The organism is Beijerinckiaceae bacterium, from assembly GCA_004564215.1.
Taxonomy (GTDB): Bacteria; Pseudomonadota; Alphaproteobacteria; order Rhizobiales; family Beijerinckiaceae; genus Methylocapsa.
This window is the reverse complement of record CP024846.1, coordinates 1,362,214-1,385,015: the sequence shown is the minus strand read 5'-3', so window position 1 is coordinate 1,385,015 and position 22,802 is coordinate 1,362,214. Positions and strand designations below refer to the sequence as shown.

Annotated in this window: 26 protein-coding genes, 1 tRNA gene and 2 pseudogenes; 24 read left to right on the top strand and 5 right to left on the bottom strand. The window is 58.0% G+C overall.

Annotated features, from left to right (window positions below; all coding sequences use genetic code 11):
• The first annotated feature begins 291 nt into the window (after positions 1–291).
• The 16 genes and pseudogenes from CU048_06480 (at position 292) to CU048_06405 (ending at position 14,149) form a co-directional block, all read left to right on the top strand.
• Entirely contained in the window at positions 292–1,032 is a 741-nt protein-coding gene (locus CU048_06480; protein QBR70984.1) for a hypothetical protein, read from the top strand.
• A gap of 22 nt (positions 1,033–1,054) precedes the next feature.
• The gene (locus CU048_06475; GenBank protein ID QBR70983.1) at positions 1,055–1,294 is read left to right on the top strand and encodes a hypothetical protein; all 240 of its coding nucleotides are present in this window, start codon (positions 1,055–1,057) and stop codon (positions 1,292–1,294) included.
• Positions 1,295–1,312: 18 nt separating this feature from the next.
• Positions 1,313–1,554: pseudogene (locus CU048_06470) on the top strand (RNA-binding protein).
• A 58-nt stretch (positions 1,555–1,612) separates the two neighbouring features.
• Positions 1,613–2,242, top strand: a complete 630-nt coding sequence (locus tag CU048_06465; GenBank protein ID QBR70982.1) for a hypothetical protein — start codon at positions 1,613–1,615, stop codon at positions 2,240–2,242.
• Between the two features lie 3 nt (positions 2,243–2,245).
• Positions 2,246–3,340, top strand: a complete 1,095-nt coding sequence (locus CU048_06460; protein QBR70981.1) for an XRE family transcriptional regulator — start codon at positions 2,246–2,248, stop codon at positions 3,338–3,340.
• Positions 3,341–3,430: 90 nt separating this feature from the next.
• Positions 3,431–4,069: a molybdenum cofactor guanylyltransferase MobA gene (locus tag CU048_06455; GenBank protein QBR70980.1), complete on the top strand. Its 639-nt coding sequence runs from the start codon at positions 3,431–3,433 to the stop codon at positions 4,067–4,069.
• Between the two features lie 31 nt (positions 4,070–4,100).
• Entirely contained in the window at positions 4,101–4,433 is a 333-nt protein-coding gene (locus tag CU048_06450; protein QBR70979.1) for a sulfurtransferase, read from the top strand.
• Between the two features lie 401 nt (positions 4,434–4,834).
• Positions 4,835–5,176, top strand: coding sequence for a septal ring lytic transglycosylase RlpA family lipoprotein (locus CU048_06445; GenBank protein QBR70978.1), 342 nt, complete (start codon positions 4,835–4,837; stop codon positions 5,174–5,176).
• A gap of 325 nt (positions 5,177–5,501) precedes the next feature.
• On the top strand, positions 5,502–7,277 hold the full coding sequence (locus CU048_06440; GenBank protein ID QBR72714.1) for a 30S ribosomal protein S1: 1,776 nt from the start codon (positions 5,502–5,504) through the stop codon (positions 7,275–7,277).
• 89 nt (positions 7,278–7,366) lie between these two features.
• Positions 7,367–8,692 (top strand): Hsp70 family protein, encoded by a 1,326-nt coding sequence (locus tag CU048_06435; GenBank protein QBR70977.1) that lies wholly within the window; start codon positions 7,367–7,369, stop codon positions 8,690–8,692.
• Positions 8,693–8,818: 126 nt separating this feature from the next.
• Complete coding sequence (gene rsfS, locus CU048_06430; protein QBR72713.1) at positions 8,819–9,232, top strand: ribosome silencing factor; 414 nt, start codon at positions 8,819–8,821, stop codon at positions 9,230–9,232.
• Between the two features lie 11 nt (positions 9,233–9,243).
• Positions 9,244–9,726 (top strand): 23S rRNA (pseudouridine(1915)-N(3))-methyltransferase RlmH, encoded by a 483-nt coding sequence (locus tag CU048_06425; GenBank protein QBR70976.1) that lies wholly within the window; start codon positions 9,244–9,246, stop codon positions 9,724–9,726.
• Positions 9,727–10,024: 298 nt separating this feature from the next.
• On the top strand, positions 10,025–11,224 hold the full coding sequence (locus CU048_06420) for a hypothetical protein (GenBank protein ID QBR72712.1): 1,200 nt from the start codon (positions 10,025–10,027) through the stop codon (positions 11,222–11,224).
• Positions 11,224–12,558, top strand: coding sequence for a peptidase S41 (locus tag CU048_06415; GenBank protein QBR72711.1), 1,335 nt, complete (start codon positions 11,224–11,226; stop codon positions 12,556–12,558). Before CU048_06420 ends, CU048_06415 begins: the two co-directional genes overlap by 1 nt.
• 286 nt (positions 12,559–12,844) lie before the next feature.
• Positions 12,845–13,348, top strand: coding sequence for an RNA pyrophosphohydrolase (locus tag CU048_06410; protein QBR70975.1), 504 nt, complete (start codon positions 12,845–12,847; stop codon positions 13,346–13,348).
• A gap of 219 nt (positions 13,349–13,567) precedes the next feature.
• Positions 13,568–14,149 (top strand): carbonic anhydrase, encoded by a 582-nt coding sequence (locus tag CU048_06405; protein ID QBR70974.1) that lies wholly within the window; start codon positions 13,568–13,570, stop codon positions 14,147–14,149.
• 120 nt (positions 14,150–14,269) lie between these two features.
• On the opposite strand, the gene CU048_06400 is transcribed toward CU048_06405, so the two are convergent.
• Both CU048_06400 and CU048_06395 read right to left on the bottom strand, forming a co-directional pair.
• Positions 14,270–14,797 carry a translation initiation factor IF-3 gene (locus CU048_06400; protein QBR70973.1) on the bottom strand — a complete coding sequence of 176 codons (528 nt, stop codon included), beginning with the start codon at positions 14,795–14,797 and terminating at the stop codon, positions 14,270–14,272.
• Between the two features lie 257 nt (positions 14,798–15,054).
• Entirely contained in the window at positions 15,055–16,281 is a 1,227-nt protein-coding gene (locus CU048_06395) for a glycosyl transferase (GenBank protein QBR70972.1), read from the bottom strand.
• 75 nt (positions 16,282–16,356) lie between these two features.
• On the opposite strand from CU048_06395, the gene CU048_06390 reads away from it, so the two are divergent.
• Positions 16,357–17,178 (top strand): alpha/beta hydrolase, encoded by an 822-nt coding sequence (locus CU048_06390; protein QBR70971.1) that lies wholly within the window; start codon positions 16,357–16,359, stop codon positions 17,176–17,178.
• Here the strand turns inward: CU048_06390 and CU048_06385 are convergent.
• Positions 17,175–17,363: a hypothetical protein gene (locus CU048_06385; protein ID QBR70970.1), complete on the bottom strand. Its 189-nt coding sequence runs from the start codon at positions 17,361–17,363 to the stop codon at positions 17,175–17,177. The two genes, CU048_06390 and CU048_06385, sit on opposite strands and share 4 nt — an antisense overlap.
• A 30-nt stretch (positions 17,364–17,393) precedes the next feature.
• On the opposite strand from CU048_06385, the gene CU048_06380 reads away from it, so the two are divergent.
• The 3 genes and pseudogenes from CU048_06380 (at position 17,394) to CU048_06370 (ending at position 18,610) form a co-directional block, all read left to right on the top strand.
• The gene (locus CU048_06380) at positions 17,394–17,879 is read left to right on the top strand and encodes a hypothetical protein (GenBank protein QBR70969.1); all 486 of its coding nucleotides are present in this window, start codon (positions 17,394–17,396) and stop codon (positions 17,877–17,879) included.
• Between the two features lie 7 nt (positions 17,880–17,886).
• Positions 17,887–18,006: pseudogene (locus tag CU048_06375) on the top strand (SAM-dependent methyltransferase).
• 157 nt (positions 18,007–18,163) lie between these two features.
• Positions 18,164–18,610 carry a 50S ribosomal protein L19 gene (locus tag CU048_06370; protein ID QBR70968.1) on the top strand — a complete coding sequence of 149 codons (447 nt, stop codon included), beginning with the start codon at positions 18,164–18,166 and terminating at the stop codon, positions 18,608–18,610.
• A gap of 47 nt (positions 18,611–18,657) precedes the next feature.
• Here the strand turns inward: CU048_06370 and CU048_06365 are convergent, their stop codons facing one another.
• Positions 18,658–19,059 (bottom strand): glyoxalase, encoded by a 402-nt coding sequence (locus CU048_06365; protein ID QBR70967.1) that lies wholly within the window; start codon positions 19,057–19,059, stop codon positions 18,658–18,660.
• A 126-nt stretch (positions 19,060–19,185) separates the two neighbouring features.
• On the opposite strand from CU048_06365, the gene leuC reads away from it, so the two are divergent.
• Positions 19,186–20,592 (top strand): 3-isopropylmalate dehydratase large subunit, encoded by a 1,407-nt coding sequence (leuC, locus tag CU048_06360; GenBank protein ID QBR72710.1) that lies wholly within the window; start codon positions 19,186–19,188, stop codon positions 20,590–20,592.
• Positions 20,593–20,660: 68 nt separating this feature from the next.
• On the opposite strand, the gene CU048_06355 is transcribed toward leuC, so the two are convergent.
• Positions 20,661–21,125 carry an Rrf2 family transcriptional regulator gene (locus tag CU048_06355; protein QBR72709.1) on the bottom strand — a complete coding sequence of 155 codons (465 nt, stop codon included), beginning with the start codon at positions 21,123–21,125 and terminating at the stop codon, positions 20,661–20,663.
• A 76-nt stretch (positions 21,126–21,201) separates the two neighbouring features.
• Between CU048_06355 and CU048_06350 the strand changes: the two genes are divergently transcribed.
• From CU048_06350 to CU048_06340, 3 genes are all read left to right on the top strand, one after another.
• Positions 21,202–21,567, top strand: coding sequence for a group 1 truncated hemoglobin (locus CU048_06350; GenBank protein ID QBR72708.1), 366 nt, complete (start codon positions 21,202–21,204; stop codon positions 21,565–21,567).
• A gap of 15 nt (positions 21,568–21,582) precedes the next feature.
• A complete protein-coding gene (locus tag CU048_06345; protein ID QBR70966.1) occupies positions 21,583–22,542 on the top strand; it encodes an oxidoreductase in 960 nt (319 codons plus the stop codon).
• A gap of 169 nt (positions 22,543–22,711) precedes the next feature.
• Positions 22,712–22,798 (top strand) — tRNA-Leu (locus CU048_06340).
• Positions 22,799–22,802 lie beyond the last annotated feature (4 nt).

Here is a 22,802-nt window from a genome sequence, read left to right as displayed (position 1 = left end):
AGGCGAGGGAGGAGATGGCCGCATTGACCACAAGCACCATCGCTTTGAAAGATGAGTTTTTCATCGCGCCGCCGAGAGGCAACTATCCGCGCGGTTTTGCCTCACCAGCAGCAGGCGAATCGCAAAAACGCCAGCTTCGCCTTGGCATTTGCCCATAAACTATGAGATAAATATTATTGGTAGTATTCAATCAATACATCACCAATCGGTGAAGCCCCATCCTTGCGTAATTTTCCAGTTCTGAATCTCGCTCTTTTCCTGGGAGTCGCCAGCGGATCCTTGGGTGCAAGCGTGGGCGTTGCGCGGGGCGGCGCCTGGCTGATGGCCCCCGGCACCGGGCAGGTCATCACCTATACGGCTTTTTCCGACTCGACCCGCGCTTTCGACGCCCAAGGCCATCTCATTCCGGTTCCAGCCTATCAAAAGTTCGAATTAGGCACCTATATCGAATATGGTCTGACCGATTGGCTGACGCTGGTTGCTTCTCCGTCCTATGACCGCATTAAGAATCCGCCGCCGGGGGCATCCTATGAAGGGATTGGCGAGAGCGAAATCGCCGCGCGTGTAGGCCTCTATCGCTCGGACACAAGCGTCCTTTCGCTGCAGATCGGTTGGCGCAGCCCGGGGGCTTCCTTTGCGGATTCCCTTGGTCCCTTTGAGGTGCGCCGCGCGGCGGCCCTCGATGTCCGCGGCCTGGCAGGGCAGAGCTTCACGATCGCCGGGATGAGCGGCTTTTTGGCACTTGAAGGCGCCTATCGTTTCTATGCCGCCAATCAGCCGGGCGAATGGCGAATGGATGCAACCGCTGGCCTTCGACCCCTGCCGCCGATCCTCGTCATGATGCAAAGCTTCACCTCGGTTTCGCTTGGGTCCGGCAAGTTCGGAGAAGTTATTTGGACCAAGCTGCAGCCGAGCCTGATCTATGATCTGTTGCCCCAATGGTCGGTGCAGATCGGTGGCTTTCTCACAATTGCGGGGGTGAACGCCGGACGCGAGTTGGGCCCGGTTGCGGGGCTCTGGTATCGATTTTGAACCTATGGGGTAGTGTCTCAGTTTGAAATTTGATGCCCTTGACGGGCGCCCGCGCGTCGCCCAACTCCCTGCTATGCTTAGCGCAAAGCAAGGAGCCGATAAGATTGAGCTACTTCATTACCCACGAATTCTTTTGCTCGCGAAGATATTGTCGAAGCCATTAAGTTGGCTGTCCAACTCATGGGCGAAGGACAGCGAGGGGTTCGTATCACAACTCCAGAAGGAGCGATTTATAGTCCGCCGGAGTTTGCCCATCTTTTAGCAAAGGTGAAGCGATACGATGCCGACCGGACCTAAAGGCGAGAAGCGTCCCGCCGACGTAATCGGCAATGCCGTCCGTGTCATGTGTATTGCACCGGCGAGATTGAAGAAACCATCTCGGACGACGGCAAAGATCCCGCCGCGAAGGCGCTTGGCAAAAAAGACGGCGCGGCAAGGGCTAAAAGCATGACGCCAGAATGGCGGGCGGAAATTGCCAAGAAAGCCGCCGCAAAAAGATGGGATAAGTCGCCACTCCATTGACCGGCGTTGCGTTTTCTGATTTTAATTAATTTCCGAAATCGCAACGCGAGGCCAATTTATGGCTACTCAAATCTTTGTTGAAGAGACCGAAGTCGTTCCCCTTCTGACGAAAATGAGGTTACCGCGATGGGTTATTCTTGAGCTTGCATCCAAAGTTGCTGGCGAGAGAGCCAACGTGACGGACGAAGAGCCTACCCCGGTCAGAGGATACGAAACTTGGAGATGGGGGACCCGTTACGCCAGAGAAGATAAGGCGCTAAAAAGCTTGGAATGGGAGCTATGTGATAAGCACCAAGTTTCAGGTATTCGAAATGAAGCACTCGGGATTAAGCTAGTATTTTGTAATACTGATTCAAATACTGGAAATATAGCGAAGGCCCCGAAAAACTTATCAGAAAAAGGCCCGTCTTCCTGTAGATTAATCGGGTATAACGGTCGTCAGCTTGTAATGAATTTTATTGAGAAAGAAGAGCTTGATGATTTATGGTATTTTTGTGTGGCTTTTTCAAAAGAAAGTATTTTGATTGAGATATCACGGCCAGACTCTGAGTCGGCCGGAGTAATAACCAATTTTTCTCATCGGATAATCGTTGCTCGGCCCGGAGAAATTCCAGGAATCCGTAAGATTATTGTTCCGCAAGATTTTGCGGATGTGCCAAAGCCTCCTGTCACTCGTAAGCTCGGGTAATTGATGGCTACGCATTCCAGAATAAGTCTCGCACGCCGCCGCCGTGGGATGACAAAGAAGGGACTCGCTGACCTAATCGGCGTAGCTCCGAATACTATATTGCGTTACGAGACTGGTGAAATTCCTGTATCCGATGAGGTAGCGCAGAAGATCGCTTCCCAGCTCCAATTCCCTCTCTCATTTTTCAACGGGCAGGAAATTGACGAGCCGCGTCGCGATAATGCCAGTTTCCGCGGCATGGCGAGTAAGTCTGGCAAGATAATGGACGCCGCATTGGCGTCAGGTGCTATTGCATTTCTGCTGGACGATTGGATAGCTCGATCATACTCGCGTCCAGAACCAGATGTTTTAGATTTACAGCACCAAGATCCAATCTCTGCTGCGATGCTTATGCGTCAGTATTGGAGAATTGGTGATAAGCCTATTGAAAACATGGTTCACTTGCTCGAGGCCAAAGGCATTAGGGTTTTTTCTCTTGCTGAAAACACTAAAGAAGTCGATGCCTTTTCATTGTGGCGAGATGATATTCCTTATGTATTCCTTAATAGATTCAAATCATCTGAAAGAAGCCGCTTTGATGCGGCCCATGAACTGGCTCATTTGTCCCTTCACAAACATGGGGGAGCTGGTAGCGATTACATTAATGATAATCTGGAAAGGGAAGCAAACGCTTTTGCAGGAGCGTTTTTAATGCCAGAAATAGATGTAAGAGCGATATGTAAGCTGCCATTACACAGTGTTGATGACCTTCGCGCATATAAAAAGCGTTGGCGTGTCTCAGTTTCTGCGCTCAATTACAGACTGCGTGAGCTTGCAATGATAAGCGAAGGAAAATGCACAAGTAATTATGTTGAAATGTCTAGGAGGGGATGGCTGAAAATAGAGCCGGATGGAATTACTAAGGAACAGTCTTATATATTGCAAGATGTAATAAGCGATTGTAATTCTAGAATGGTCACTAAAAACAAAATAGCAGATGCTATTTCCGTCCCCGCACTGGAAGTCGAAGCGCTATTATTCGGTCTTGCCAATATGCTGACAATCGACGGAGCGGCTATGTCGTCACCTCGGAGGAGCGTTGACCTGAAATTGGTTTAATGAACTTTATTCTTAATTGGATACATATTCACAAGAGCTTGCGCGACGACCTTTCGTCTGCACCGGGGAAGCGAACGAGGCGCGGTCTCAATGGCCACTGAGAGATGTTACGGCATCGTTCTCGCCGGCGGCCTTTCGCGGCGGATGGGCGGTGGCGACAAGGGCCTGCAAACCATTGGCGGCTATTCACTGATCGCGCGCGTCATCGCGGCGATCCAGCCGCAATGCTCCGGCCTGGTCTTGAGCGTCAATGGCGATGTGACCAGATTCCAAAGCTTCTCCTTGCCAATTGTTGCCGACGATGTGCCGGACTTCAAAGGGCCGCTGGCCGGTCTTCTCGCGGGATTGGATTGGATCGCCGAAAACCATCCCTCCGCGGCCTATATGATCAGTGTTCCCTCCGACACGCCTTTTTTGCCGGACGATCTCGTTGCCCGCCTCACGCTCGCGCGGGAAGCCGAAAGCGCGGAAATCGCCTGCGCGGCTTCAGGGGGGCGGACACATCCCGTCGTGGCTCTCTGGCCGGTCGCGATCCGGAAGGATCTGCGTTCGGCCCTCGTCGGCGAGGATCAGCGCAAGATCGAGCGGTTCATGCGAGACTACCGCTGCGCCCGTGTGGACTGGCCGAGCGAGCCCTACGATCCCTTTTTCAATGTCAACGCTCCCGCCGATCTTGCAAAGGCCGAGGCACTTCTCTTCGCGCGTGACAAAACTATTACATCGGCGTAGGGCGTGGACAGCGTGATTGAGGAGCTTGCACATGACGGCCAAGGCGATAGTTGAAAACGTTCCCCTCGACGAATTGAAAAAAGGATTGGCCGATGGCTCGATCCTTCTCGTCGATGTGCGCGAGCCCAATGAATTCGCCGCCGGGCGCATTCCAGGCTCCGTGCTCAATCCCCTCCAGCGGTTCGATCCCAAAGCCCTGCCCGCGGAGGCCCCCGGCAAGCGGGTCGTCCTCTCCTGCCGCTCTGGCAAGCGTTCTCTCACCGCGCTGGCTCTGGCCCAACAGGCGGGCCGCGACGACGTCCGCGCCCATTATCCCGGCGGTTTCCAGGAATGGGCGCAGGCCGGCGAAAAGATCGAGCGCTAATCGACGTTTCCGCGCCGCGCTTCCGGCAAAAATTATCAGTCGATCAGACTTAAGCGTGCCGTCCCCTCGGCGCGAGACGCCGGCTTTTTCATTTTGCCCAGCTGGAGCAGAGCCAAAAGCGCAACAGTTTTGTAGTAACCAAGCTACGGCTTGAGCTAACAGACCGAAATCTTTTGAGTTTCTATAGCCAGCTAGGCTGTATTATGTAGGCTATAAAGCGGAGTTTCTCCAATTTATCTCGATCAACTTCCAGCAACAAAAGGTATCTATGCTCACCTAACCTGGAGAAAACCTAAGGCATCTCTTTTTGGTCACAATCTAAATATATCTGCCCCGCATCGTTAACAAAAAGGGTAGGTATGTTGAGATTATCAGGTGTAGTAACTGTCATATTCTCGTTGATGTCATTGTTCTCTACAGCTTCTCACGCTAGATCATATGAGGGCTATTATCTGAAGGCCTCATTCTATTCGTCGGGTCGCCTTACGGCATCCGGGGAGCGCTTCAATCAACATGGATTTACTGCTGCGAGCAGAACCCTGCCATTCGGAACGCTGCTCCATGTGACCAATCCCACGACGGGGCAGTCGGTGATCGTGCGCATTAATGATCGGGGGCCCTTTATTCGGGGCCGGGATCTCGACCTTGCGAGGGGAGCAGCGGCCGCGATCGGGATGATTGAGCGGGGAACTGCAACCCTAAAGATTGTTCGCCTTAACCGGGCATCTTCGATCAATCTTTAAAATTTCGCCCTTGGTAATGAGCCCAGCGCCACCGGCGCGGGCCAATATGAGTGGGCGACAAGCCGAAGTGGGTCGTTTCGGGATCAGGTCTGGATCAGGCCATGACCGGGGGGACCGCGAAACGACTCACTTCCGCTCTCTCCGCCCCTTGCCGCCAAGCCTGTCGCTTGCTACATACCCCTCCTTAACCCTGCTTCTTTCCGCCGTCCCAGCGCCGGCCCGCTCTATGCGGTGGTTTGGTCGCAACGCGACGAACGCTGGCGGATTAGAAGTGCAATCAACCCGAACCCCGGCGCCGCCCGACTACGGGCACCCAGGAGAGCAAATGGCATCTACCACTACCTACGCGCCATCGCGCGAGGATTTCGCGGCACTTCTCGACGAAAGCTACGGCAGCAACGAGGCTTTCGAGGGGTCCGTTATCAAAGGGCGCGTCGTTGCGATCGAAAAGGACATCGCCGTTGTCGACCTCGGTTTGAAGACCGAGGGCCGCGTGGCGTTGAAGGAATTTCAAGGACCTGGGCGAGAGGGCATGCTCAAGGTCGGCGACGAAGTTGAAGTTTATCTCGAGCGGATCGAGAACGCGCTCGGCGAAGCGGTCATTTCCCGCGACAAGGCACGCCGCGAAGAAAGCTGGGTCAAGCTCGAAAAGGCTTTTGAGAAACAAGAAAAGGTTGAAGGCATTATCTTCAACCAGGTTAAGGGCGGCTTCACCGTCGATCTCGACGGCGCGGTGGCATTTTTGCCGCGGAGCCAGGTCGATATTCGCCCGATCCGCGATGTGACGCCGCTGATGCAGGGGCCGCAACCCTTCCAAATTCTGAAAATGGATCGCCGCCGCGGCAATATTGTTGTCTCGCGCCGCACCGTTCTTGAAGAATCCCGCGCCGAACAGCGCCATGAAATCGTCGCCAACCTCGAAGAGGGTCAGGTGATCGACGGCATGGTGAAGAATATCACCGATTACGGCGCCTTCGTCGATCTTGGCGGCATTGACGGGCTCTTGCATGTGACCGACATCGCTTGGCGCCGCGTCAATCATCCGACCGAAGTTCTGACCATCGGCCAGACGGTGCGGGTCAAGATCATCAAGATCAACCACGAAACCCACCGCATTTCGCTCGGCATGAAGCAATTGCTCGAGGATCCGTGGCAGGGCATCGAGGCCAAATACCCGATCAACGCGCGGTTCCAGGGCAGGGTGACCAACATCACCGATTACGGCGCGTTCGTCGAACTCGAACCTGGCATTGAAGGGCTGATCCACGTCTCGGAAATGTCCTGGACCAAGAAGAACGTGCATCCGGGCAAGATCGTCGCGACGAGCCAGGAAGTCGATGTTCAGGTGCTTGAAGTCGATCCGGTGAAGCGCCGGATTTCGCTTGGACTGAAGCAGACGCTGACCAATCCCTGGGAGGCTTTTGCGTCCAAATATCCGGTCGGCTCGGAAGTTGAGGGCGAGGTCAAGAACAAGACGGAATTCGGTCTCTTCGTCGGTCTCGATGGCGACGTCGACGGCATGGTCCACCTCTCCGATCTGGATTGGAACAAGCCCGGCGAACAGGTCATCGAGGAATATAAAAAGGGCGATATCGTCAAGGCCAAGGTCCTTGATGTCGATATCGAAAAGGAGCGCATTTCGCTCGGCATCAAGCAGCTGACCCCCGATCCCTTCGCGGCGAAGACGCCCGATGCGGCCGGTGCCAAGCCTGGTGAGGATGCCGCGGCCGAACTCAAGAAGGGCGCGGTCGTCACCTGCGAGATCCTCGAAGTGAAGGAAGGCGGCCTTGAGGTCAAGATCGCCGGAACCGATTTCACGGCCTTCATCAAGCGGAGCGAACTCGCCAGGGATCGCGCCGATCAGAGAACGGAACGGTTTGCGGTCGGCGAGAAGGTCGATGCGCGGGTCACCATATTCGATCGTCGCGCAAGAAAGGTTTCCGTCTCGATCAAGGCGCTGGAAGTTGCCGAAGAGAAGGAGGCGATCGCCCAATATGGCTCCGCCGATTCCGGCGCCTCGCTGGGCGATATTCTCGGTGCCGCGCTGAAGGCACGCGAGGAAGCGCCCAAAAAGGGCGGCAAGGACCAGGCCGACGAATAAGCCTTTAGCCGCCTGAGCGGCTGCCGGTACTTAACACCCGCGCGGAAATCTCCGCGCGGGTTTTGTTTTGCGCGCACGGGGATTTGACGATGTCCGGCAACGGTCCGCCGATTGGCCTTGGCGTGGACTTTGGCACTACCAATAGCGTGGTTGCACTTGCCTATGCCGGCGGCCATGTCGAGAGCCTGACCTGGCCCTCCGCATTTGGTTTGACCGATACTTTTCGTACCGCCCTGATGTTCTGGCGCGAAGGCCGGCACAAGATTGCCCATGTGTCCGGACCTGAGGCCATCGCCCGCGCGGTTGCGCAAGAGGGTGAGCAAAGATTCATTCAGTCGATCAAGACCCATCTTGCCAGTGCGCTTTTTTCGGAAACGAGGCTCTTCGGCAAGCGGTTCACGATCGAACAGCTCGTCGCGGCCTTCCTCGGCGATTTGTTCGATCAGGCGGCGCTGCGCGGGTCCGCGCCCCTCGCCATTGCGGCGGGGCGCCCGGTCGTTTTCGCGGGCGAGCGGCCGGACGAGGATTTGGCTCTCACTCGTCTCCAAAGCGCCTATGCTTTGGTCGGGAAGGAGCAAATAGAATTCGCGTTCGAGCCGCTGGGCGCTGCCTATTGGTATGCGCGAAAGCTCCAGGGCGAAGAAATCGTTTTGGTTGCCGATTTCGGCGGCGGCACCAGCGATTTTTCGGTTTTACGGTTTAAGCGTGCGGGCTCGATCCTCGATGCCCGAGCGCTCGCCCACGGCGGTGTCGGCATTGCCGGCGACACCTTCGATTTTCGCCTTATCGACCATGTCGTCTCGCCGAAGCTCGGCAAGGGCACGCTCTTCCGCTCGTTCGACAAGCTTTTGCCGATCCCCGCCTATTTCCACGCAGCCTTTGCGCAATGGCACCAGCTGTCCTGGCTGAAATCGGCGCAGACATTGGCCGAATTGCGAAAACTTGTTCTGAGCGCCGAGGCGCCCGGCATGTTGGAAGACTTGCTGATCCTGATCGAGCATGACCTCGGCTTTGAGCTCTATCGCGCCATCGGCGTCCTCAAGGCCGAATTATCGATCAAGCCCGAGGCGCATTTCACCTTCGCCCGGGCAGGGATCGAAATCGACGCTGTCGTTCGTCGGACGGATTTCGAGGCCTGGATCGGAGACGATCTCAAAATGATAGCTCAGGCGATGGATACCGCGATTGCCAAGGCCGGGTTCGGTTTTGCCGACATCGACGCTGTGTTCATCACCGGAGGGACATCGTTCGTCCCATCGGTCCGGGCGCTTTTTCTAGAGCGGTTCGGCGCGGCAAAAATTCACATGGGTGACGCCTTTCAATCGGTAGCTTCGGGCTTGGCGCTGATCGCGGCGGATCGGGCGGGAGGGCGCGGTTCGACGTCGCTGCACTCGGCAAACGGCGAGCGAGCTTAAGCCGATCCTGGCCAAAATTTTTCGCAAACCTTCCTTTCGTCAAACCCGCGATTGAAATTTGCCCGATTCTGGGCCATCTTAGGGGGGTGTCCGGAGGATTTGCCGGGCCCCAGGAGGATCGACACACTGCTACCCACGAACTTTGCGGCAGCGGCGCCCCAGCCGCTCCATCCGGCGAATGGTTCATTTGAACCCGATGCCGGTACACTCGTGCGGACTGTCTTGACGAGTCTCGATGATTCCAAAGCCGAGGATATCGTCTCCATCGACCTGCACGGCAAAACCACTCTCGCCGACGTCATGATCATCGCGACCGGCCGCTCCAACGTTCACGTCGGGGCGATTGCCGACCGCGTCATCAATGCGTTCAAGAACACGCGGCACAAAACACCGCGCGTCGAAGGTTTGCGGACTTGCGATTGGGTGCTGGTTGATGCGGCCGACATTATCATCCACATCTTCCGGCCCGAGGTAAGGCAGTTCTACAACCTCGAGAAAATCTGGAGCGTCGACCGGCCGGGCGAGCGTCGCGCGGTCTAGCGTTCTCGAGCGTGCGTCTTCTACTTTTGTGCGTCGGCCGGACCAAAGCCGGGCCCGAGCGGGAGCTGGCCGCGCGCTACATCGAGCGAACGGCGGCGGCCGGCCGCGGGATCGGTTTTACCGGCATCGAACTGCGCGAGATCGAAGAGAGTCGGGCCGCACGTCCCGAGGACCGGAAAGCGGAAGAGGCCAAAATACTTCGCGGCCTCGTTCCGTCGCGGGCCTCGATCATGGCCCTCGATGAAACCGGCAAGCAGATGACCAGCCGGAATTTTGCGGCGCAGCTTGCCGGCGTGCGTGACCAAGGCATCCCCCATCTGGTTTTCGTCATCGGTGGCCCGGATGGGTTGGACCCGGCGTTTTTAAAAACGGCTGCGCTCACGCTTTCCTTCGGGACTATGACCTGGCCGCATCAATTTGTGCGGGCGATGGCCGCGGAGCAGATTTACCGTGCCGTGACGATTTTGACCGGCCACCCCTATCATCGCGATTAATTGCCCTCTTGCACCGTCTTGCCGCGAGGGCGCCACTTTCCTCTGGTGCAAGAGGAGCAGCGATTTAATACCTGCGGCCGATTCACCCGGCCGTAGCCGAAGGAATTTCGTGACGAGCAGGGCGCAGCAGAGCAGGATTGCTTCAAAGAGAACGGCTGGCCGTCTGATTGCGCTGGAGTTGCTTCTTGCGCCGTTTGCGTTTGCCTGTCTTGCGGGCCAAAGTGCGCAGCCGCCCACGCAAGAAGAACTCGACCGCAAGGGCGCTGAGCTGAACGGTCGCCGGCTTGAATTGCGCGGCATGGAAGACACGCTTGAGGCGTCGCAAGGACAGCGCCGGCAGATCGAAGCGGAAATAGCGTCCATCCGCGCCGATCGCGCAAAACTCACTGCCGCGCTTTTGGATGCCACGCAAAACGTCAACGCGAGCGAACGCAAGATCGGCGAGACCGAGGCTCGGCTCGATGCGCTTACGGGATCTGAGGATGCGATCAGGCGGTCTCTAGCAGGCCGCCGTTCCGTCATCGCAGAAGTTTTCGCCTCGTTGCAGCGGATGGGGCGTAAGCCGCCGCCAGCTTTGCTGGTCGCGCCGGAAGATATGCTGCAGGCGATCAGAACCTCTATGCTGCTGGGGGCGGTGCTCCCGCAAATGCGCAGCGAAACCGAAGCGCTTGCAGCCGACCTTTCGGACCTGCTGCAATTGCGTCAATCGATTGCCGATGAACGGGAAACCTTGTCGAAGGGTGTAGCCAAGCTTCGCTCAGAACGCGAACGTCTTGCCGCTCTCGTCGAGGCTCGGCAATCTGCGTTGTCTGCCGCGGAACAAGCGCTTGGCGCCGAGCGTGAGCGTGCAAGCGACCTTGCCAAGCAGGCTGCGAATCTTAAAGATTTGATCACGCGGATGGAAACCGAAGTCGCGGCGGCAGCGCGCGGTGCGGAGGCCGCCCGCAAGGCCGATGAAATGCATCGGCGTGCGGCAGAAGCGGCGCCGCCGGGCGGTGCTGTAAAGGCCGCGTTGGCCCCCTTCAAGGACCCGGCAAGGCTTGCGCCAGCGACCGCATTTATCGAGACAAAGGGGCTTTTGCCTGTTCCGGTAAATGGTTCACTTCAGCGTGGCTTTGGTAGCCAGGACGGGTTTGGCGGAACCGAAAAAGGGATGCTAATAGCAACCAGGGTCGAGGCTATCGTGGCGGCGCCCTGTGACGGTTGGGTTGCCTTTGCTGGCCCCTACCGCACCTATGGCCAACTCTTGATAATCAATGCTGGCCAGGGCTATTATATAATTCTTGCCGGGATGGACAAGATCAACGTAAACGTAGGGCAATTCATTCTGGCGGGAGAGCCCATAGCTGTGATGGGCGACGGGTCCGTCAAGACGGCTGCCGCCATCGCCATTGGCGCGGTGCAGCCCATTCTCTACGTTGAATTTCGCAAAGACGGGGTGGCGATCGATCCGGGCCCATGGTGGGCGAAGCCGGAATTGCAAAAGGTTCGCGGATGATGCGCAAAGTCTTACCGATACTGTTTGGTGCCGTGCTTGGTGCATGGCTCGTATTGATTGCCACGCAAACACAAATCCTCCCGGAAGGAACGGCGAACGCCGCAGCCTCGGATACCTATCGAAACCTTAATCTCTTCGGCGATGTGTTCGAGAAGATCCGGTCCGATTACGTTGAAAAGCCGGACGATCAAAAGCTCGTGGAGGCCGCGATCAACGGCATGCTGGGCTCGCTCGATCCGCATTCAAGCTATATGGATGCCAAGAGTTTCCGCGACATGCAGGTTCAGACCCGCGGCGAATTCGGCGGTCTTGGAATCGAAGTGACGCAAGAGGATGGTCTCATCAAGGTCGTCACGCCGATCGACGACACCCCGGCCTCGCGCGCCGGAATTCTGTCGGGCGACATCATCACCGCCATCGATGACGAAAACGTGCAAGGCTTGAGCCTCAATCAGGCCGTCGACAAGATGCGTGGCGCGCCCGATACGGCGGTCACTCTCAAAATCCTGCGCGGCCCCAACAAGGATCCGCAAGATATCAAGCTGACCCGCGCCGTGATCCAGATCAAGTCGGTTCGCGAGCACATGGAAGGCGACGATATCGGCTATATTCGGATCACCCAATTCAACGAGCAGACTTTTGAGGGCGTTCGCGCGGCGATTCAAAAATTCCAAAGCGAAATCCCCGGCGCCAAATTCAAAGGCTATATCCTTGACCTCCGCAATAATCCCGGCGGGTTGCTCGACCAGTCGATTGCCGTCGTCAACTGTTTCATCGATCGCGGCGAAATCGTTTCGACCCGGGGGCGCAATGCCGATGAAACGATGCGCTACAATGCGCGTCCGGGCGATCTCTCCAAAGGCAAGCCGGTCGTCGTCCTGATCAATGGCGGCTCGGCATCGGCTTCGGAAATCGTTGCCGGTGCGCTGCAGGATCACAAGCGCGCGACCATCCTCGGCACGCGGTCATTCGGCAAGGGATCGGTTCAAACGATCATCCCGCTCGGCCAGAATAATGGGGCCGTGCGGCTGACCACCGCGCGCTATTACACGCCGGCCGGCCGCTCGATCCAAGCCAAGGGGATCGATCCGGATATCACGGTGTTGCAGGATGTTCCGGATGAACTCAAAGGCAAGGACGACACCAAGGGCGAAGCGTCTTTGAAGGGCCATCTGAAAAATGGAGAAGACGAAAAGGGCGGTTCGCAAGCCTTTGTTCCGCCGGATCCCAAGAACGACAAGCAATTGATCGCCGCCGAAGATATTCTTCGTGGCGTCAGCAAGGCCATGAATAAAGTGACGTCCGGAAGCGAACCCGCAAAGGTTCCGAATTGAGCGGCTTCGGCGGACCGGCCGATTAGCTTGTGTAAATAGGGTTGAGAACCGACGATGTCTTTGGCATTGTCGGTTTTCCATCGAATGGACCGATGTGACGAATACGGAATGACATAAACACTAAGATATTAGGGCGGGTCCCGCTGAAAAAGGCGCTCACTTTTTTCATGGCCCGTACGAAGACTGGAAGACGTTACAGCATGATCTGAGCGCTCGTGCCGCCTTGTGCGGCCGCTATAGGGGAGCAGCCCGGGCCGGCAATCGTCAACTGTGAGGTCAGGCGGCAATGGAGACTATCAGTTACCGCCCCTGTGTCGGCATCATGCTTCTCAATCCCAAGGGACTTGTCTTCGTCGGACGTCGCCGCAACAAGAAGATTCCCGAACATTTGCGCAATGGGCACGCCTGGCAAATGCCGCAGGGCGGCATCGATGCCGGCGAGGAGCCCTACACCGCGGCGTTGCGCGAGCTGCGCGAGGAAACCAACGTATCTTCGACCAGCTTTTTGGCTGAATCGCCGGATTGGTACAGCTATGAACTGCCCGGCGACATTTCGAAAAAATCCTGGAAGGGGCGGTTCCAGGGGCAGAGGCAAAAATGGTTCGCCTTGCGTTTCGATGGCAACGAAAGTGAAATTGACATCGAGACGCCAGCCGGAGGCCAACGTCCGGAATTCGACGCATGGCGATGGGAGTCGATGGACCGTCTCGCCGAACTGATTATTCCCTTCAAACGGCCGGTTTATGAAAAAGTGATCGAAACTTTCTCCCATCTTGCCGAACGTCCGTGAAGCACTAACTGAGCCTTGGAGCATGTTCCGAAAAAGTTGATCGACTTTTTCGATCAGAACATGCTCCAACTCGTTGAACTTGAGCGTTTCCTTTTCGATCAGATGATTCCATCTGATCGGGAAGCGCTCTAGTCGTAAGAGCGTCGCAGGGCGCCGGGCGATGATCGACGCCGTGTCACGAGGCGAAGCTCGATCGAATGGTAATATTGGGAGGTAGGAATGTCGGTTTTGCCGGAGGTCTTGAAGGCCAATGAAACCTATGCCGCAAATTTTGGCGCCAAATCCCAATTGGCGCTGCCGCCGGCGCGGCAATTCGCAATTCTGACCTGTATGGATGCCCGTCTCGATCCAGCTAAATATGCGGGATTGGCGGAAGGTGATGCGCATGTGATCCGCAACGCCGGAGGGCGCGCGAGCGATGACGCGATCCGCTCCCTGGTCATCTCCTACAAGCTCCTCGGTACAAAAGAGTGGTTCGTCATCCATCATTCGGATTGCGGCATGCAGCTCTTTGACGACGAGATCATGAGCGACCTGCTTGAAAAAAGCTTGGAGGCCGCAACGATCGACCAGTCGGGCTGGCACGACCATGGTCACGGCCCCGGCAGCGTACATGGCCACTACGTGAAATGGCACACGTTCAAGGATCTCGCGGCAAGCGTCGTCGAGGACGTGAAGCGCATCCGTTCGCATCCGCTGGTGCCGCGGACCATCCCCATTTACGGCTATTATTACGATGTGAAGAGCGGTCGCCTGATCGAAGTGCCGGAGGCAACGGCAATCGGCAAGGCCAGCGCCTAGCAGGGCACGATGATCCTGCCCCAGTTTTTTTGATTTGGAGCGTTTCCGTTCGATGATCCATGCGAAAGGGAAACGCTCTAAGGGCGGCGCAGGCGGGTCCTTGAGCCCGAAGGCTTGCCCTTATTTTGGCGCGAGGACCATGATCATCTGACGGCCTTCCATCGACGGCTCGGCTTCGACCTTGGCGATGCCGAGGGTCTCGGATTTCACCCGTTCGAGTAGCCGGAACCCCAAATCCTGATGGGCCATCTCGCGGCCACGGAAGCGCAAAGTGACTTTTACCTTGTCGCCTTCCTCGAAAAATCGGCGCACGGCCCTCATCTTGACGTCATAATCGTGCGGATCGATGCCCGGACGCAGCTTGATCTCCTTGATTTCGACGATCTTCTGCTTTTTTCGGGCTTCCGCCGACTTTTTCTGTTCCAGGAATCGGAATTTGCCGTAATCGAGGATCTTGCAGACTGGAGGATTGGCTGTCGGAACGATCTCAACAAGATCGAGTCCCGCGTCGTCGGCCAATTTTTGGGCTTCGACGGTCTCGACGACACCTCGGTTTTGGCCTTCGGCGTCGATTAACTGGACTTCGCGAGCGCGGACATCAAGGTTGATACGCGGCCCGTCCTTCTGCGGAACGGGGGGAGCTTTCATAGGACGACGAATGGCGTGGTCTCCTTAATTGTTGACACATCGGACCCGGCGAAGTCGCGAATCGTCCCGTCGGTCGATGCGAGGATTGCTGGACCCCAGCAAAACATCGGTTGATTGCCGCTCGAAGTCAATGAAGAGATGGCTTCCCGTCATTTTTATCCAAGGGGGGGCGCTCCCAAATCCCTGAGCGGGCGGTAGGCTTCCCAGGCGACTTCAACGGATACGGCGCCATCTATCCGAGGCGCGCACTTGCGGCGTTATCCTTCCTCGTTCCCGCGCAAATCCGCATAGGCTTCAAGGGTATCGGCGCACATCCGCTCGATCGAAAACCAGGCTTCGACATGTTCCCTCGCCCGTTTCGCCTGCTTATGCGCCGCACTGGCACCAAGGCTTAAGGCCGAGACGAGTGCCGCCGCCAGCGCTGCGGCATCGCCGGGCGGCACCAGCCAGCCGGTCCGCAAGGACTCTGGGACCGTCGGCGGGGCGAGAACGAGCTCCGGCGCCGCTCCCAGATCGGCGGCGATGACGGGCGTACCCATCGCCTGGGCTTCGACAATGAATTGACCGACCGCCTTTGCCTCGGTCGAGGGAGCGACGAGGATCGAGGCCGCAAGAAGGGCCGCCGGCATGTCGCAGCGGCCGGTGCGGGACATGGCGCCCTGCAGTCCCGCCTTCGCGATGGCCTTGTCGATCTCGCCACCAAGCCCGCCGCGCCGTCCTTCGTGTCCTTCGTTCCCCGCCAGGATGAATTTTACCCCGCTCAACCCATTTTTGGACAGGCGCCGCGCCGCCTCAATCAGGATCTTATGGCCGCCCCCAGGGCTTGGATGCGCTGCCAGCAAGACAACCCGCTCATGGGGCGCCACCTTCCATTGCCGCCGCACATCCTGGACGCGGGTGGGGGAGACGGCATGCGGCGCAAAAATCCGGCAATCGATACCTTGGTGAATGGTCCGTATTTGCCCTTGCCCGGTGGAATAGAGCCGGTCAACCAGATTTGCGGTATGCTCGGAATCAACAAGCACGGCATCGCCCCGCGCCGAAGCGGAGTTGTAACGTAAGGCAATCGGATTTCCGCCCTTGTAACCACCTTGAAACTCCGTGACGAAGGGCGTCTTCGTCAAACGTGTGGCGCCATAGGCCACCCAAGCCAGGGCGCGCGAGCGAACATGAGCGATATCAACTCGCTCGATCTCGATCAGACGCGCGAGGCGGCGCACGTTCCAGGCCATGGCGACAGGATTTTTAGTATGGGAGGGAAATGGCACGAAGATGCCGCCCTTGGCTTGCAGTTCGCCGGTCAAGGGGCCGCCTTGGCACGCAACGAGGGGACGGGCGCCGGCGGCATCGAGCGCCGCGGCAATATGGATGGCTGCGGACGCGACGGGGTTATCCCGCAAGTCGGGAATAATTTGGAGCACAGTGACGCCGGCCAGGGGATGTGCGGCCATGCCCCGGAATGCTGAACCGGACACTTGCAACATCGGATGAGACGGCGTTGAAGGAACCAAGGCGAAAAAATAAGTCCTTGTCCCTTTAGAAATCGTGAAGCGAGCAAAATGATTGTCTGGAGCCAGTTGCAAAGGGAGGCCCCGGTCGATCTCGTTCCGAGGTTATTGACGGTCGGGAACGAGACTTCAACGCGCCAACTCGCGACTTTACAGCAGTTTGCCAGGGCGGAAGGAGCGCTTTTGCCCGGAATTGTCTGGCTCGGTGGGCTGAAGTCAGACATGCGCGGAACCAAGGCGTCTTATCTCGCAGCTCGCGCGGCGGCGGCCGGCCGGTCTTTTCTGCGCTTCGACTATTCAGGACATGGTCAATCCGAAGGGTGTTTCGAAACAGCGACGATCGGCGTCTGGCTGGAGGATAGTCTCGCCGCCATTCGCGATTTGACCGTAGGCCCGCAAATTCTTGTCGGATCCTCCATGGGCGGCTGGCTGGCTCTGCTCGCGGCCAGGGCTTTGCGCGCGAGCGGCGAAAGCGAACGCCTCAAGGGCCTTGTCTTGGTGGCGCCCGCCGTCGACTTCACCGAGGCCTTGATTTGGGAAAAGCTTTCATCCGAAGCACGGACGGAGATGGTGGAGAAAGGCGCTTGGCTGCGCCCTTCGGCTTATTCGGAAAGCCCCTATCCGATCACACGGCGTCTGATCGAGGAGGGGCGGCAGCATCTTTTGTTGGGTGGCGAGATCCGCACCGATTGCCCCGTCCATGTTCTCCAGGGCATGCTCGACGAGGATGTTCCCTGGCGGCGTGCAACGCTGCTGGTCGAACATCTGGCCGGCGACCCGGTGACCCTGACGCTCGTCAAGGACGGCAATCATCGTCTGTCGCGAGACGCGGATTTGGCGCGGCTTTGGGCGGCCATCGAAAATATGGCTTAGCTCCCCTCGACGGCAACGGCTCGTTGCTCGGACCCCTGGGGCTGCGGCGATTTCTTAATATCGGGAACGGGTAGCCAAGCCTCAAGCACATACTTGCCCGGCTTGTAGGCAGGGACAATATGGTGGTAGGAAACGGCCCTCGGAGCCACGCGAAACTTTTGCAACTCGGTTTCCGCTGCTCTCAACAGTCAAGAATATCGTCGGGAGGACGGACAATGGCGCGATCGACCACACCACGTAAGCGCGGGATATCGCTCCTCGATGCCATCATCGTGATCGGCGGTGTTCTTCTGATTGTCGTCTTCAACCGAATGAGCATATCCAAACTTCAGCGTTCCCTGCCGAATGTGAACAGTCAGATTGTCGGGGAATGGAAGGCCACGCGCGGTTCCGAACGGCTCATCTTCCGCCCCGACAAGACGATCAGCGTGATCGACCCGAGTCCAGCCGATGCCCCGGCTCCGGCGTCTCCGCCCCCCGCCCAAACTCCCAATGCGGCGGAACCGGCGGCTCCAGCGGCCGCGCCAGCAGCGCCGGCCGAACAATCCGGAAAATATCAGCTCGCCTCGACGGGGTCCGTTTACATTCAATTGGACAACGGAAAAAAATACGTAACGACGCTCAAGCCCGAGACGCCCAACCGCTTCGACCTCATCGATAATGCCACGCAAGGGGTATCGACCTTCGAGCGGGTGCCATAATCCGCCGCTAGATCACGTTCATGATTTTGGATTGACTCAATCCAAAATCATGAACGTGATCGATTCCAAAAGCTTAAAGCGGGATGCGGGCGGAAAGCCGGTTTCCCCTTTTCCTCATCCCGCTCTAGCTGCCGATCTTCGCGCGTAAGCGAGCGAGAACCGCCTCGGAAGCGCCGGTCTCGACAAGCTGGGGCGTCTCGTGTAGTGCTGTCGCCTCAAAATTCAAAACAGCGTACCGAAACGCTCGCCGGAAGACTTCGGCGAAACGGCAGGATTTTAGACCGATGAATATCATTGAGGAACTTGAGGCCGCGCAGGCCGCCAAGCTTCTGGCTGGCAGAGTAATTCCGGAATTTCAGCCCGGTGATACGGTGATCGTCAACGTCAAGGTGACCGAAGGCGAACGTACCCGCGTGCAGGCCTATGAAGGCGTCTGCATTGCCCGCAACGGCGGCGGATTGAACGAGAGCTTCACTGTACGAAAAATCTCCTATGGCGAAGGCGTGGAGCGCGTTTTCCCGATTTTCTCCCCGAACATCGAGTCGATCAAGGTGGTTCGGCGGGGCAAGGTGCGTCGCGCCAAGCTCTATTACTTGCGGGACCGCCGCGGCAAATCGGCCCGGATCGCCGAAAGAATGGAAACTCCCGCTGCCAAGGCTGCGCGTGAGGTCGCCAAAAAGGCGAGCAAAAGCGCCGCCAAGGCCAAGAAGGCCGCGCCAGCGGCGGAATGAGCCAAGGGGTTGCTCTGGCCGCAGGGGCCTGCGGCACGCGGGCAATCTCAGGTCAGCGGCGCGTTGAGGATCCAGCGGTGCCCAAAGGGATCGCGGAAGGTCGCGACCCTTGTTCCCCAAAATGAATTGGTGGGATTTGTCTCGCCTTTTGCGCCTAAGCTGGTCGCCTTGGCGAAAATGTCATCGACCATCTTGGCCTCGGCAAATTCGAGACTGACCGACATGGTTGCCAAGTCGCCGGGCATGGGAATTCGGGTGTGGCCGAATTCGGGAAAGGCATCGGCGATCATGACCGATCCCCCGTTGATGAGCAGCTCGCAATGCATGATCCGCACACCGTCGAGGGCGGGCATGATGGCTTTTTGACGAGCGCCAAAGACCGAGGTGTAAAAGGCGATTGCCGCCAGGGCGGGGGAAACCGTCAGGTAAGGCGCAACCGGCGGGCGCATATGGGTCCTCTGCGGTGATAGTTGAAATGCAGGGTACTTCCCCCCGCAGGATCTTGCGAGTAAGAACTCGCCTCTCTAATTGTTTTTTTTTTGCAAATGCCGCATCCGGCGGCCGGGAATTTCCAAATGGTCAAGCCTCGGACGCTTTACGATAAGATTTGGGACCACCATCTCGTCCATGCCCAACCGGATGGCTCGTGCCTCATATATATCGATCGCCATTTGGTCCACGAGGTGACAAGCCCTCAGGCCTTCGAAGGTTTGCGGATGGCGGGCCGGCGTGTCCGTGCACCGCAAAAAACCCTCGCGGTGGTCGATCACAACGTTCCCACAACCGATCGCTCGAAGGGAATCGACGATCCTGAAAGCCGGATCCAGGTCGAGCAGCTGGCTCTGAATGCGCGTGAGTTCGGAATTGAATATTACAACGAGCTCGATCCTCGCCAGGGCGTCGTGCATATCATCGGCCCGGAACAAGGGTTTACTTTGCCGGGCGCGACAATCGTCTGTGGCGACAGTCATACCTCGACGCACGGTGCCTTCGGCGCGCTCGCGCATGGCATCGGCACGTCGGAGGTCGAGCATGTGCTGGCCACCCAGACCCTGATTCAATCCAAAGCCAAGAATATGCGCGTCACCATCGAGGGTACGCTGGGCGATGGCGTGGGGGCCAAGGACATCGTGCTCGCGATCATCGGTGAGATCGGAACCGCCGGGGGCACCGGCCATGTGATCGAATATGCCGGCGAGGCGATCGAAGCCTTGTCGATGGAAGGCCGTATGACCGTCTGCAATATGACAATCGAGGCGGGCGCGCGCGCCGGCATGATCGCGCCCGACGCGAAGACCTTCGCCTATCTGGAAGGCCGACCCAAGGCGCCCAAGGGCGAGGCCTTCGATCTGGCGCTGCGGTATTGGAAGACGCTGCATTCCGATCCCGAAGCGGTTTTCGACAAGGAGATCCGGCTCGATGCGGGCCGATTGGTCCCGCTGGTCACGTGGGGCACGAGCCCGGAAGACGTTGCGACCATTACCGGCGTCGTCCCGAATCCTGAAATGGCGGCGAGCGAAGCCAAGAAAGCCTCTATCTCGCGCGCGCTCGCCTATATGGGCCTGAAGGGCGGCGAGAAAATCACGGATATCTCGATCGATCGCGTCTTCATCGGTTCCTGCACCAATGGACGAATCGAGGATCTGCGCGCCGCGGCCAAGATCATCGAGGGGAAGCATATAGCGGCCACCGTGAATGGCATGGTGGTGCCGGGCTCCGGTCTCGTCAAGCAACAGGCCGAAGCCGAGGGACTCGATCAAATCTTCCGGGACGCGGGATTTGAATGGCGCGAACCCGGCTGCTCCATGTGCCTTGCGATGAACCCGGACCGGCTGGCGCCGGGCGAGCGTTGCGCCTCGACATCGAATCGCAATTTTGAGGGCCGCCAAGGTTTTAGAGGCCGCACGCATCTGGTTTCTCCGGCCATGGCGGCGGCGGCGGCGATCGCGGGCCATTTCGTCGACATTCGGGATTGGCACTGAGTCGGTTCGGCAGCGACGATGTGTAACCGGCCGTGGGCGAATCTCGGCCGGCGAGCAAAAATAGATATTTATCCGCTTGAGGGCGCGATATCGTCTGTTTCGGCGATATCAAGCAAATTGCGTAATTTCCTGGAGCCGCTGGCCGCGTCGGCCAGAGTATAGCCATCGAGCACCGCGAACCAGGCTTTCAGCGCCTCGCCGAAGATTCGTTGCAGTCCGCAATTGCCCGTAATCACGCAGCGTTCCGGCGTGTTGCCGAGACAATCGACAAGCGCGAAGTCGGACTCGGTCATACGCAGGATGGCGCCGATCGACATCTCTGACGGCGGACGGCGCAGCCGTAAACCACCGCTTCGTCCGCGCAGGGATTCGATGAGCCCCAGCGTCACAAGTTCATGCGTGACCTTCCGCAAATGGTTTTCCGAGATCCTATAAGCAGCCGCGATCTGCGGGATCGTTCCGCCATTTTCACCCGCTGCCGCGAGAAACAACAAAGCCCGCAGAGCAAGATCGCTATGCAGCGTTAAGCGCATCGCCGCCTCCTGTCTTGCCAAGCATTGGCTTGGGTGATAAAAGATGTATATTAAATACATGTTTCATGGAGAAGTCATGTCCAGTCTGTATGAACGCCTCGGCGGAGCCCCGGCTCTCGATGCCGCTGTCGATCTCTTTTACCGCAAAGTCCTCGCCGACGAGCGTATCAGCCGCTTTTTCGATGATGTCGATATGGAGCGCCAAGCCGCCAAGCAAAAGGCGTTTCTCACCATGGTCACGGGTGGCCCGGTTTCATATACCGGCAAAGACATGCGCGAAGGTCACAAGCACCTGGTCGCGCGCGGCCTCAACGATACACATGTCGACGCTGTCATTGAAGATCTCGCTGCGACATTGCGTGAGCTCGGAGTGGGCGAGGCCGACATTGCGGAAGTTGGAGCGCTCGCCAATTCGGTTCGCGACGACGTGCTGAACAAATAGCAGGGGAGCCGCCTTGTGGAGAGCCTCATCTTCGAGGGCAAGCCGATCAGGATTGCGCCGGGCGAGACGGTGCTTGCGGCGCTCCTCGCCGCGGGCGTCGAATTGCCAAATTCTTGCCGCGCGGGCGTGTGCCAGACATGTCTGGTGCAGGCCGTAGATGGCAATCCGCCGGCTTCGGCGCAACAGGGGCTGCCGGATGCTCTCAAGGCGCAAGGCTATTTGATGGCTTGTGTTTGTAGGCCGGACGCGCCGCTGCATATCGTCCGCGCGGGCAATGTAGGAACGCGCACCGGCGCATCCGTTGTTGCGATCGAGCGATTGTCGTCCACCGTCGTGCGATTGCGCCTGGAACCTGAAGCGCCGTTTTCCTACCGTTCCGGTCAATTCCTTGCTCTTGAAGCGCGCGATGGCACGGTCCGCCATTATTCGATCGCCAGTCATCCCGAAGAGGACACCTTTCTCGAATTGCATATCCGTCTGCTGCCGGGCGGACGGATGAGCCGCATGATCGCCGAAGACATTTCTTGCGGCGATCACCTTGCCATCTCTGGTCCGCGCGGTGCGTGCTTCTATGAGGGCGTTGACCCCGACCAGCCGCTCATTCTCGCCGGAACGGGGACAGGGCTGGCGCCGCTTTGGGGCATTTTGCGCGATGCGCTGCGACAAGGGCATCGGGGACCGATACGGCTTTATCATGGGGCGCTGGATAGGGACGGCTTATATCTTGAAGAACATCTCCTGCGTCTTGCCGAGGCGCATGAGAACTTTTCCTATTGGCCCTGTATTCGTGGTGAGCCGGGGCCGCGCGCGGGCGATCTCGCCAACATCGTCGTCGACTCCGAGACGCGGCCGGGGGAGGCGGCGTTTTTCCTGTGTGGCGATCCTAATCTGGTGAACGGCTTGAAGCGCTCTCTGTTTCTCAAGGGAGCAAAACTCAACCGGCTTCGCACCGACGCCTTCGTGTCCGCTGCGTAAGTTGCCGGCGCGGAATAAGCCAAGGCAAGCGTCCCGAGAGGGGCCTGTATTTTATCCAAAAAACAGCGTTTGGTGTGGCTTGCCCGGTTGCGAGCCGCGAAACAATCTAGTACGGGGAGGCTGCAAGAAAGACCACGAGTCGCTCCATTGTCATGGAACGACTCGATCAGCGGGCGTGGTGGAACTGGTAGACGCGCCGGACTCAAAATCCGGTTCTGGAGACAGAGTGTCGGTTCGAGTCCGACCGCCCGCACCATCCT